This window comes from Halomonas sp. LES1 (genome assembly GCF_031846005.1).
GTDB lineage: Bacteria > Pseudomonadota > Gammaproteobacteria > Pseudomonadales > Halomonadaceae > Halomonas.
Genome location: NZ_JAVRGC010000001.1, coordinates 83,570 through 95,674 on the forward strand (window position 1 = coordinate 83,570; position 12,105 = coordinate 95,674).

At 61.6% G+C, this 12,105-nt stretch carries 12 protein-coding genes; 6 read left to right on the forward strand and 6 right to left on the reverse strand.

The window, feature by feature from the left end; all coding sequences use genetic code 11:
• Nucleotides 1-65: 65 nt before the first annotated feature.
• Nucleotides 66-485 carry a class III extradiol ring-cleavage dioxygenase gene (locus RM463_RS00395; protein WP_311428522.1) on the reverse strand — a complete coding sequence of 140 codons (420 nt, stop codon included), beginning with the start codon at nt 483-485 and terminating at the stop codon, nt 66-68.
• A 118-nt stretch (nt 486-603) separates the two neighbouring features.
• On the opposite strand from RM463_RS00395, the gene RM463_RS00400 reads away from it, so the two are divergent.
• Complete coding sequence (locus RM463_RS00400; protein WP_311428523.1) at nt 604-1,497, forward strand: LysR family transcriptional regulator; 894 nt, start codon at nt 604-606, stop codon at nt 1,495-1,497.
• A gap of 401 nt (nt 1,498-1,898) precedes the next feature.
• Complete coding sequence (locus tag RM463_RS00405) at nt 1,899-2,201, forward strand: hypothetical protein (protein ID WP_311428524.1); 303 nt, start codon at nt 1,899-1,901, stop codon at nt 2,199-2,201.
• A gap of 162 nt (nt 2,202-2,363) precedes the next feature.
• Here the strand turns inward: RM463_RS00405 and RM463_RS00410 are convergent, their stop codons facing one another.
• The 5 genes from RM463_RS00410 to gorA form a co-directional block, all read right to left on the reverse strand.
• Nucleotides 2,364-2,855, reverse strand: coding sequence for a DUF302 domain-containing protein (locus RM463_RS00410; RefSeq protein WP_311428525.1), 492 nt, complete (start codon nt 2,853-2,855; stop codon nt 2,364-2,366).
• Nucleotides 2,856-3,222: 367 nt separating this feature from the next.
• Nucleotides 3,223-3,627: an ectoine synthase gene (locus RM463_RS00415; protein WP_195687548.1), complete on the reverse strand. Its 405-nt coding sequence runs from the start codon at nt 3,625-3,627 to the stop codon at nt 3,223-3,225.
• A gap of 121 nt (nt 3,628-3,748) precedes the next feature.
• Complete coding sequence (gene ectB, locus RM463_RS00420) at nt 3,749-5,014, reverse strand: diaminobutyrate--2-oxoglutarate transaminase (protein ID WP_195687549.1); 1,266 nt, start codon at nt 5,012-5,014, stop codon at nt 3,749-3,751.
• An 87-nt stretch (nt 5,015-5,101) separates the two neighbouring features.
• Nucleotides 5,102-5,680, reverse strand: coding sequence for a diaminobutyrate acetyltransferase (ectA, locus tag RM463_RS00425; protein ID WP_195687550.1), 579 nt, complete (start codon nt 5,678-5,680; stop codon nt 5,102-5,104).
• Between the two features lie 284 nt (nt 5,681-5,964).
• The gene (gorA, locus tag RM463_RS00430) at nt 5,965-7,344 is read right to left on the reverse strand and encodes a glutathione-disulfide reductase (RefSeq protein WP_311428526.1); all 1,380 of its coding nucleotides are present in this window, start codon (nt 7,342-7,344) and stop codon (nt 5,965-5,967) included.
• A 180-nt stretch (nt 7,345-7,524) separates the two neighbouring features.
• Between gorA and can the strand changes: the two genes are divergently transcribed.
• From can to RM463_RS00450, 4 genes are all read left to right on the forward strand, one after another.
• Entirely contained in the window at nt 7,525-8,172 is a 648-nt protein-coding gene (gene can, locus RM463_RS00435; protein WP_195687552.1) for a carbonate dehydratase, read from the forward strand.
• A 232-nt stretch (nt 8,173-8,404) separates the two neighbouring features.
• Nucleotides 8,405-9,982, forward strand: a complete 1,578-nt coding sequence (locus tag RM463_RS00440; RefSeq protein WP_311428527.1) for an ABC transporter substrate-binding protein — start codon at nt 8,405-8,407, stop codon at nt 9,980-9,982.
• Nucleotides 9,983-10,096: 114 nt separating this feature from the next.
• Nucleotides 10,097-11,143, forward strand: a complete 1,047-nt coding sequence (locus RM463_RS00445; RefSeq protein ID WP_311428528.1) for an ABC transporter permease — start codon at nt 10,097-10,099, stop codon at nt 11,141-11,143.
• Complete coding sequence (locus RM463_RS00450; protein ID WP_195687555.1) at nt 11,140-12,096, forward strand: ABC transporter permease; 957 nt, start codon at nt 11,140-11,142, stop codon at nt 12,094-12,096. Before RM463_RS00445 ends, RM463_RS00450 begins: the two co-directional genes overlap by 4 nt.
• The last annotated feature ends 9 nt before the right edge of the window (nt 12,097-12,105 follow it).

The window sequence follows — 12,105 nt, forward strand, 5'->3', positions numbered from 1 at the left end:
TGGCCGCGTCAGTCGAAGCGGAAGGCCGATAGCTGCGCCTTGAGCACCTGTTCCGAATTGATCTTTTAGCCCCTGTCCTCCCTTGCAGCGCCGGCGGCGCCCAACAGCGGGATCAGATGCTCTTCATCGCCCGGTGGGTGGCATTGATAGGCATGGGGAGCCTGCGTCCAGTCGCTCAGGGCGGCGTGGCGACGATCCGTTTCGGCCGCCACGGCCCGGGCCAACCCGTCATCGAAGGCCTCGGAAGGCGCGGTATTGCGCGAATCCCCGTAGCCGCGCATGTTGTGAAAGCTCATGCCGTTGCCGACGATCAGCACGCCCTCGTCGCGTAGCGAAGCGAGCACCTCCCCCGCGGCCAAGTGCGCGGCGGGATCGAGATCCTCCCGCAGCGATAGCTGCATGAAGAAGCACGGGCCAGCGCCGTGGGGAATGAACAGCGTTGGCTGAGGAGACGACTCGGGAGACGAGATACAGGTGTAGATCATGATGGCGCCCTCCGGCCTGCGGGCCGGTGTATGCGAACGGATCTCACTATAACTTCGTTGCAAAAATAGGAGAACATGCCATTCTTACCCAACACCTTTAACTGATAGTGTTAAATCGATGCTGGATCGTTTTACGGGAATGCGGGTCTTCACCCAGGCCGCCACTCATGGCAGCCTGTCGGCGGCAGGCCGCGCGCTAGGCATGTCCCCGGCCATGGCCACCAAGCATGTCGATGCCCTGGAGGCCCGGCTAGGGGTCAAGTTGCTGCATCGCACCACCCGGCGGCTCACGCTGACCGACGCCGGTCGCGATTATCTCGAGGCGTGTCAGCGTATCCTGCAGGAACTCGATGAGACGGAGTCGGAAGTGGCGGCCCAGCGAATCGAGGTGGTCGGGCGGCTGCGGATGAATGTGCCGCTCTCCTTCGGGACGCGCTTCATCGCCCCACTGCTGCCGGCCTTCAGTCGCCGTTATCCGCAGGTGGAGGTCGAGCTGGGCCTGAGCGATGCCCAACACGACCTGATGCAAGAGGGGTGGGATCTGGCGCTACGCATCGGCCATCTCGCCGACAGCTCGCTCAAGGCGCGACGGCTGGGGGACTGTACGCTGCGGGTCTGTGCCGCGCCGGACTATCTGGAACGCCATGGCACGCCACGTGGCGTCAACGAGCTTGCCGGGCACAACTGCCTGAGTTATACCCTGTCGCCCTCCCAGAAAGATGGCACCTGGCGCTTCGGGCGTAAGGGGGATATTCAGGTACCCGTGCACAGCAATCTGAGGGCCAACAACGGCGACGCGCTGTTGGCGGCGGCACTGCGGGGACAGGGTGTGATCTATCAGCCGAGTTTCATCGTCGACGACGCCCTTGCACGTGGTGAGCTGGTTGCCCTCGAGCTCGACCAGCCCACCCTCGACCCCGGGGGGATACATGTGCTGCTCCCCCCCGACCGACGCCCTCCGGCCAAGGTCAGGGCGATGATCGACTATCTGGTTGAGGCCCTACTTCCCTGATGAAGCAGGGACACTGCCTGTCTCAGGGGCAGAGTGCGCACTTGTGAGGACGCTTGCAGCATCCGGAGTCCAACCGGAAAACGCTACCTGAAGCTCCCGCTGAATGCCTTGGAAGGCACCACCTGGGAGTGAAAGCGTCGCGACAATCGGAAAGGGCTCCAACATCACAGCAGCTTTGGATTATCAACCTACCTCGCTGAACTGAGGTTCGAGAACGTTTCGAGGCTTCCGCTCGGTTGACAGGCTACGCAGCCAGTGCCCAGTGCATACACGGAGGCCAGTAATCGGACTCGCTGGACGCTGTTAGCTGTTATTCTTCCTCGAGTGCACTTTCCTTTCCAAGCTCGCTTGAGGGAACGATGGCAGACAAAACTCAACCACTCGCACGATAGGTAGTGAACATGACCACGAAGAGAGTCGTACTGCATGCCTCCACCGCCGAGAGCCTCTCTCGAGCGCGTCGCAATGTGCAAAACTTACTGGCTTCCAGACCAAACACAGAGGTCCTGATCGTCGCCAATGCTGGCGCCGTGAGCGCTGCACTTGAAACGTTGGGCGATCACACCGACCAATATCTACGCTTGTGGCGCAATTCGCTGATTGCTCAAGGGCTAACCAACGATAAAGGTATCGAGGAAATCGAGGCTGCCGTCGTGACCCTTATGGAGCTCCAGACCATCGGCTGGGCTTATATCCACGCCTAATTCACGAACTCGAGAGCGCATAACGGTTGGTTGCAACAAGCAAAACCCTCGCCGCAGAACCACTCATTTATCACCATGGAGCTAGCACCCCGGGCTATCCATCATCGAGGGTGAGTCGCCCCAAGTTTCAGGGGCTGGCCTTTTTCCTCGCCTGGGGGGTTCTTAATCAAGAGCGGCATCGGCGATGCTCGCGAAATCCTGCTCGAGCTCTTCGGCGGCCTGTGCCAGTTTCTCGCCACCCTCTTCCATGTAAGGCTCATAGACATGGGAAGGCAGCTTATAGGACAAGGTAGCGGTACCGTCCGGTGCCTCGGTCACATACATGCGAATGGGCGCTTCGATCATCGCCGCCGTCGAAAGCCTGAGAATGCGTACCGCATACTCGTTATTGAACAGACCGATGACGCGATTGCCCGGTATCTCGATCCCCCGATCCGCCGCCGCCTGGGTCGGGCCGGCCTCGGTAACGACGCCAAGTCCGCTGTCCTTGGCGGCGGTTTTTACCGCCTCCACAAGCGCCTGATAGCTCTTGTCGCTATCATGCACTGCCCACCCTTCACGAGGGCTTACCGTAGGAATATCCTGCGCCATAGCGATATGGAGAGGGGCAATCAACATACCGCCAAGCAGGATAGAAGCAGCAAGTTTGCGCATGACGAGACTCCTTGTCGGATCACATTTCAGCAACATCAAAAAACTCGACCAAGCCGATTCTCTTCTTATAAGTTAGCCTATAAATCGTTTTCTCTCTACGAGTCAGAAAGGGGTGCGCTGTAGTGGTCATGCGTGGCTTCATCGACCAGCCCACGACCTGACACGAGAACAAGTCGATGACCACCGACAAGTAGAGCCAGTCCTCGTGTCAGAGCCGAGGCACACCGCGATAGGACCTAGAAGGGTAGAACCGATCATGACGTATCGGCTCTTGCTGATTGAGATCATGGTTGTGATCAATCAACAGGATGCACCACCCTTCCTGCCTTCACCCGTACACCAGAAATCACCATGGCTCCGAGATCGCTCAGATGGGTTTCTTGTCATCGGCCGGTGCGTAGGAGCCATCTTCCCGGTGAACTTCGTTGCCGGTCAGCCCTGGCGTGAAGACACAAGCCAGGTGCATGGTCTTGGTGGCGCGCAGCAGATGTTCGTCGTGCTGGTCGAGGATATAGATGTCGCCCGGCTTGATCGGCCAGATCTTGCCATCGGCCAGGGTCTCGACCTCGCCTTCACCCTCGATGCAGTAGACCGCCTCGAAGTGGTGCTTGTAGTGAATATGGGTCTCGGTACCCTCGTAAATACGGGTAATGTGGAACGAGCAGTTACCACCATCGTCGGCCAGTGACAGCCGGGTGCTGTCCCAGTTGCCATTCTCCGCCTTGACCAGACGATCCGTCTTGCGGCACTCCTCGAGATTACGAACGATCATGGGTTCTCTCCTTGAATTTCGCTGCTTGTCAGGGGTTGTTCTCCGCACCCGGAAGGAAGCGGCAGAAACTGTATCGAGCGAGCCGACACGGCGGCTCGCTCGCATCACACGACTCGGGCTATCAGCTTAGCGCCTGTTTGGCACTCTGCTCGAGAATATCCAGACCCTTCTGCAGGTCCTCGTCGGAAATCGTCAGCGGGCAGAGGCATTTGACCACCTCGCCGTCCTGGCCGCTGGTCTCGATGACGAGCCCGTTCTCGAATGCCTGGTGGGTGATCTTGTCGGCGATCTCGCCGCTGCCCACATCGATGCCACGCATCAGGCCACGCCCACGCTCGGAGGCCTCGATCCCTTGCTCGCTGATCCAGGCGGCAATCTTGGCGAAACGCTCGGAGACGACCTCCCCCTTGCGCTGCACCTCCTTGGCGAAGCTATCGTCGGACCAGTAGTTCTCGATCGCGGCGGCGGCCGTGGTGAAGGCCAGCGCGAAGCCTCGGAAGGTACCGTTGTACTGACCCGGCTTCCAGACATCCAGCTCGGGGCGCATCAGGACCTGGGAGAACGGCAGGCCAAGCCCCGAAAGCGATTTGGAGTTGGTCACGATATCCGGCACGACACCGGCGTGCTCGAAGCTGAAGAACTTGCCGGTACGTCCGCAGCCCGCCTGGATGTCGTCGATGATCAGCAGGATGTCATGGGCGCGGCAGATCTGTTCGAGACGCTTGAGCCAGTCGAGGCCGCAGGCATTGATGCCGCCCTCCCCCTGCACGGTCTCGACAATGACCCCGGCCGGCACATCAAGGCCTCCGGACTTGTCGCTCAGCAGCTTCTCGAAGTAGTCCAGGGTGTCGGCACCATCGCCCAGGTAGCCGTCATAGGGCATGAAGGAGGCCCCCACGGTGGGGACGCCGCCGGTGGCCTCGCGGAACTTGCGGTTACCGGTGGTGGCGAGTGCCCCCATGGTCACGCCGTGGAAGCCATTGGTGAAGGTCACGATGTTGTGACGCTGCTTGGCGTTGCGTGCCAGGCGAATGGCCGCCTCGACGGCGTTGGTGCCGGTGGGCCCGGGGAACTGCACCTTGTAGTCGAGGCCCCGCGGCTTGAGGATGATCTCATCGAGGGCCTGGAGGTAGCGGCGCTTGGCGGCGGTGAAGAAGTCCAGGCCGTGGATGATATTGTCTTCGGCCAGGTAGTCGAGCAGGGCCTGCTTGATCTTGGAGTTGTTGTGCCCGTAGTTCAGGGTGCCGGCACCGGCCAGAAAGTCGATGTACTCGCGACCCTCTTCGTCGGTCAGGCGGGCGTTCTTCGCCTTGGTGAAAACCACCGGGAACGAGCGCGAGTAGGTACGAACGTCGGATTCCATGCGTTCTAGGATCTGGGTCTGCATCGTAGACCTCCTGTGTAGCGGAATGATGGAGTGTGACGAGTGCGAGGCGCAAGTGCGTCCTCGCATGCAAGCGGAAAGAGACGAGCGTCAGAGACGGTCTGTCTGAAAGGGGCCGATCCGGACCAGGTTCTCGGGGTCATGTTCGCCACCAAGCTGGTCGGTAGAGAAGTATTCACGGCTGTTCAGCGGCACCTGCCAACGGTCGGCCAGGCGGCGAAACAGTCCCCAGGAGGCCTGATTGTCGGGAGTAATGGTGGTCTCGAGATGATGGACCTCGGCAAGCTCGGGTCGGCTCATTATCGCCTCGACCAGGCGGCGGGCCAGACCGGTGCCACGTGCCTTCTCACCGACGGCGACCTGCCAGAGGAAATAGGTATCCGGGGCGTTGCTCTTCACATATCCCGACACGAAACCGACGATCTCGCCCTCCTCGTCCGTGGCTACCGCACAGGTGTCACGAAACTGGGTGGCCAGCAGCAGATAGGCGTAGGCAGAGTTCACGTCGAGGGGCGGGCAGGATTTGACCAGTTCGTAGATTCCCCAGCCATCATCGGGGTTGGGCTTGCGGATAAACAGGTCACTGGCTTCAGCATCGACCACCTCGTCGGCAACGGTGGGGCGTGCAAGGTCGGCTGAAGGTGTGAAGGGTTCGGTCAATGTCATCATTGGCGGTGTTCGCTTCGGCGATGTCGGCAGGAAGTATACCAACCGTTCGGCAAATCTCAAATTTGCGATTATTTTATCGGGCAGTATCCATAATAAAAAATTATGTGGCACGATAAGCAACCCCTACACATGACCACCACGCGGTATGCCGATTAAGGGTCACTACCATCATCAGGAGCCCTGATAGCGACCGACCGCTTCTGCCCATACCTCCAGTCTAGACCAGCCTGACGGCGCCGGCCTCAACGAAAAGGGCCGCCCGAAGGCGGCCCTGATTAACCGTCTTAGCGCCGTGTCGGCGTGCGCATGGTGACGAACTCCTCGGCGCCGGTGGGGTGAATGCCCACGGTAGCGTCGAACTCGGCCTTGGTCAGGCCCGCCTTGACGGCGATGGCGATGCCCTGGATCACTTCGCCCGCCTCCTCGCCCACCATGTGCGCACCGACCACCACGTCGCTGGCATCATCGATGATCAGCTTCATCAGGCAGCGCTCGCTGCTGCCCGAGAGGGTATGCTTCATGGGGCGGAAGTTGGCGGTGTAGACACGAATCTCGCCACACTGCTCGCGAGCCTGCTCCTCGGAGAGGCCGACGGTGCCGATATTGGGGTGACAGAACACCGCCGTGGGGATGTGGCGGTAGTCCAGTGGTGCGGCAGGCGGCGTCTCCTCGAAGTGGCAACGCACCAGATGCATCGCCTCGGCGAGTGCCACCGGCGTCAGCTCCGGCCCACCGATGACATCACCCAGGGCGAGTATCGAAGGCACCGACGTCTCGAATCGCTCGTTGACTCGGATATGGCCGCTGTCATCCAGCGCCACCCCCAGGACATCCAGCCCCAGCCCCTCCAGGTGTGGTCGCCGACCGGTGGCGGCGAGCACCGCATCCACCTCCAGGGTCTGGCCATCGGTCAGGGTTACCCGCAGGCCCTCCTCGCTCTTGTCGATTCGCTCGATGTTGGTCTCGAAGTGAAGCTGTACGCCCCGCTCGGCCATCTGGTCACGGGTGAATTCGCGCACCTCTTGGTCGAAGCCACGCAGGAACAGCTCCCCTCGATAGATCAGGTGGGTCTCGCTGCCCAGGCCATTGAAGATACTGGCGAACTCTACCGCGATATAGCCGCCTCCCAGCACCAGAAAGCGCTTCGGAAACTCTGCCAGGTCGAAGATATCGTTCGAGTTGAGCGCCAGATCGCTACCGGGGAACTCAGGTACCCAGGGCCAGCCCCCAACGGCGACCAGAATCTTCTCGGCGCTGTGGATCTCATCGCCCACCGCGACATGATGGGCGTCGAGCACCCGAGCACGGCCGTTGATCAGGCTCACTCCCGCCCCATCGAGCAGCCGGGCGTAGATGCCGTTCAGACGCTTGATCTCGCCGATCTTGTTATCCCGCAGCGTCGGCCAATCGAAGCGTGGCGGTTCGGGAAGATGCCAACCGAAGCCCCCGGCATCCTCGAAGGCGTCATGGAAGTGGGCGGCATAGGAGTAAAGCTTCTTGGGTACACAGCCCACATTGACGCAGGTGCCGCCGAGATAGCGGTCCTCCGCGACGGCGACCCGGGCGCCGGCGGCGGCCGCGGTACGCGCCGCCCGCACACCGCCGGAGCCGGCGCCGATCACGAAGAGGTCCCAGTCATGGGTGGTGGAGTCGAGTTCGGACACGATGCTGCTCCCTGTCGTGGGCACTGGGCCCTGGATTCAATACGTCGATGATAGCAGCCATGGGGGCGTGACGGCATGGCGCGGACGCCCGGGTGACGACACGTTTCTTTGTTGACCGCCATGCCGGAGAGGAGTAAAAAAACGCCACCCTACGACGCCCACCTGCCTTGAGGTCATCTCATGAGAAAGGAAATTGAGTCCCTGCTGGAGAACAACCGTGCCTGGGCCGACAAGGTCAACCGGAATGACCCCGACTTTTTTACCCGATTATCGAACCAGCAGAATCCCGACTATCTCTGGATCGGCTGTTCGGACAGCCGAGTCCCCGCCAACCAGATCATCGACCTTCCCCCCGGCGAGGTCTTCGTCCATCGCAACGTCGCCAACCTGATCCACCATAACGACCTCAATGCGCTGTCGGTGCTCCAGTACGCCGTCGATGTCCTCCAGGTGCGCCATATCATGGTCGTGGGTCATTATGGCTGCGGTGGTATCCGTGCAGCCATCGAGGGTGGCGACAACGGCATGGTCGACAACTGGCTGCACTCGGTGCGTGAGCTCTATTATCAGCACCGTGACGAGCTGGAGCCGCTCTCGCCGGACGAGCGGGTGAACCGCATGTGCGAGCTCAACGCCTGCTCACAGGTACAGCGCCTGAGTCGTACCAAGATCATCCAGCATGCCTGGCAGCGTGGTCAGCAGGTCTGGATTCACGGCTGGGTCTATGGGCTGTCCGACGGTCGGGTCAAGGATCTCGACTGCACCATCGCCGGCCTGGAAGAGGCGGCCGACCTCTATCGGATCAAGAGTGCCACCCCGGTGGGCTGATTCCTGAACGGATGTCTGAACAGGGACTCCGAACAAGGCCAGTGCCGTCGCCAGGAGGCGGCGGCCCGCATATTCTACTTTCGTATAAAACAAGAGTGGTCAATTCATCCAGCGCATGACGCCACTCGGAATTTCGATTGTACCCCACCCCGTCGGGTCTCTATGTTGAGGTGTGCAACAGCCGTGTGCGGTGATCGCGCACCAACAACAATCCTTGTAAAGGGAACCCGACATGATGTTCAAGCGCACCCTTCTGGCTGCCGTCGTTGGCGCCACCATGACCGGCGCCGCCATGTTGCCCGCCGTTGCCAGCGCCGAGACCACTCTGCGCATGGCCTATGATGCGGACCCGGTCTCGCTGGATATTCACGAGCAGCTCTCCGGTGGCATCCTGCAACTCTCGCACATGACACACGACCCGCTGGTTCGCTGGACCAAGGATCTCGAGTTCGAGCCACGCCTGGCCACGGAGTGGGAGCAGGTGGACGACACCACCATGCGCATGAGCCTGCGTGACGGGGTCGAGTTCCACAGCGGCAATGCCTTCTCCGCCGAGGATGTGGTGTGGACCGTGGAGCGTCTCAAGCGAAGCCCCGACTTCAAGGCGATCTTCACTCCCATCGAGAGTGTCACGGCCATCGACGAGACCACCGTCGAGTTCAAGACCGCCGAGCCCTACCCGCTGCTGCTCAATCTCGCCACCTACATCTTTCCGATGGATAGCGAGTTCTACTCCGGCAACGATGACGATGGCGACCCCAAGGACGAGATCGTCAAGAACGGCAACTCCTTCGCCTCCTCGAACCTCTCCGGCACCGGCCCCTACACGGTCGTCGAGCATCGCAAGGGCACCCGCATGGAGTTCGCCCGCAATCCCGATTACTGGGATAGCGACTCCCCGGGCAATGTCGACACCATCGTGTTGACCCCGATCAGCGAAAACGCCACCCGAGTGGCCGCCCTGCTCTCCGGCGACGTCGACTTCATCGCCCCGGTACCGCCCAATGATCTCGAGCGCGTGCGCGAGAGCGACGATGTCCAGCTGGTCACCCTCTCCGGCACCCGCATCATCTTCTTCCATATGAATCAGGAGCGTGTCGAGGCCTTCCAGGATCCGAAGGTTCGTCAGGCCTTTGCCTATGCCGTCAACCAGGACGCCATCGCCGACCGCCTGATGAAGGGCTTTGCCACTCCCGCAGCCCAGTTCTCCCCCGAGGGGTATGCCGGCCATATCGACTCGTTGGAGCGTCGCTACGATCTGGAGAAGGCCAAGGCCCTGATGGAGGAAGCCGGCTACGCCGATGGCTTCGAGATCACCATGATGGCACCCAACAACCGCTACGTGAACGATGCCAAGATCGCCCAGGCCGTGGCCACCATGCTGGCGCGCATCAATGTCGACGTGGACCTCAAGACCCTGCCCAAGGCGCAGTACTGGGGCGAGTTTGATGACCGCGCCGCCGACATGATGCTGATCGGCTGGCACTCCGATACCGAGGATAGCGCCAACTTCCACGAGTACCTGACCGCCTGCCCGGATGCCGACACCGGTGCCGGCCAGTACAACGCCGGCAACTACTGCAACCCGGAGCTCGACAAGCTGGTGGCCGAGGCCAATCTCGAGGTCGACCTCGAGAAACGCGCCGAGATGCTGAAGCAGGTCGAGCAGACCCTCTACGACGAGGCCGCCGTCGTGCCCCTGCACTGGCAGGATCTGGCCTGGGCCTCGGCAGCCAACGTGGATATCGAGCCGGTGCTCAACGTGATGAACTTCCCCTACCTCGGGGACCTGGTCATCGACGAGGACTAGTGATCCCGATGCCGGCCCGGCGGGCCGGCATCGCCCTGGTCATTCCCCCCAACCAACGAGCAACGGCCTCCGTCCGCGAGACCGTTGCTACCTGTATGCCCACAGGACACCTTCATGATCGCCTTTCTGATCAAGCGCCTCTTCCATGCGCTGCTGGTGATGTTCGTCATCAGCCTTATCGCCTTCTCCATTCAGGACAACCTCGGCGACCCCATTCAGCAGATGGTCGGCCAGTCGGTGCCCGAGAGCGAGCGCGAGATCCTGCGCGAGGAGCTGGGGCTCAACGACCCCTTCCTGGTCCAGTATCTGCGCTTCGCCAGGAATGCCGTTCAGCTGGACTTCGGCTACTCCTACATCTTCAACGAGCCGACCACCGACGTGGTACTGCGTCACCTGCCCGCTACGCTTGAGCTGGTGGCGGCGACCACCCTGCTGATCGTGCTGCTGTCGGTTCCCATCGGGGTCTACAGCGCCATCAAGCCGCGCGCCTGGCTGTCGCGATTCTTCATGGGGGCCTCAATCGTCGGTATCTCCATACCGGTCTTTCTCACCGCCATCGTGCTGATCCAGCTGTTCTCCATCGGCGTCAGCTGGTCCCCCTTCCCCGGGGAGACGGGCTGGGGCAGCTGGCTCAACGGCCTGGCCTCCACCGAGGGCGGGATGCCCGCCTACGGCCGCGGTGACCCGGTGCATGTCGTCGGCACCTGGTACACCAACTTCGCCTCCACCGAGAGCCTCGTCTACCTGGTGCTGCCGGCCATCTCGCTGGCATCGATCATGCTGCCGCTGTTTATTCGCCTGATTCGCGCCGAGATGCTCGAGGTTCTGCAGTCGGAGTACGTGAAGTTCGCCCGGGCCAAGGGAATCAGCCTGCGGCGTATCTACTTCCTGCATGCGCTCAAGAACACCATGCTGCCGGTGATCACCGTGGGGGGCGTGCAGATCGGCACCCTGGTGGCCTACACCATCCTGACCGAGACCGTGTTCCAGTGGCCCGGCATGGGGCTGATGTTCCTCAATGCCATCAACCGTTCGGATATTCCGCTGATCATCACCTACCTGATGATCGTGGGCCTGATCTTCGTGATCACCAATACGCTGGTCGACCTGATCTATGGCCTGGTCAACCCCACCGTCAAGCTCACAGGGAAGCCCGCATGACCACCCAGACTTCTCCCCAGCAAGCCCCGCCCCTGCCAAGCCGCTGGGAGCGCCTGCGCGACTCCTACCTGCTCTATAGCTTCAAGCGCGACCCGATCGCCCAGCTCAGCCTGCTGGTCTTCGTCGTCTTCGTGGCCTGCGCCGTGCTGGCGCCGTGGCTGGCACCGATGAACCCCTATGACCTGGCGCAGATCGATATCCTGGCCTCGGAGCTGCCACCCTTCTGGATCGATGGCAGCGATCCCGCCTATGTGATGGGCACCGATGCCCAGGGGCGCGACCTGCTCTCCACCATCCTGTATGGCGCCCGGGTGTCGCTGATCATCGGCTTCGGTGCCGTGGCGCTACAGGCCCTGCTGGGCGTGGTATTCGGCCTGCTGGCCGGCTACCTGGGCGGGCGTATCGATGCCTTCCTGATGCGGCTGGCCGATATCCAGCTCTCCTTCTCCACCCTGATGGTGGCCATCGTGGTGGGTGCCCTGGTCAAGGCGATCTTCGGCAGCGCCACCTTCAGCACCTACGCCGTTCCCCTGCTGGTGCTGATCATCGGCCTGGCCGAATGGCCACAGTATGCCCGCACGGTCCGTGCCTCGGTGCTCGCGGAGAAGGGCAAGGAGTACGTGGACGCTGCCCGCACCATGGGGCTGCCCAGCCGGCGCATCATGTTCCGCCATATCCTGCCCAACACCCTGTCGCCGATCTTCGTCATCTCCACGGTACAGGTGGCCAATGCCATCATCTCCGAGGCCGCCCTCTCCTTCCTGGGACTGGGCATGCCGGAGACCCACCCGTCGCTGGGTTCGCTGATCAAGTCGGGCTTCGACTACATCCAGTCGGGTTCCTGGTGGATCACCCTGATTCCGGGTGCCGTGCTGGTCGTCCTGGTACTGGTGATCAACCTGCTCGGCGATTGGCTGCGCGATGTGCTCAACCCTCGCCTCTACAAGGGCTGATGACGCCTA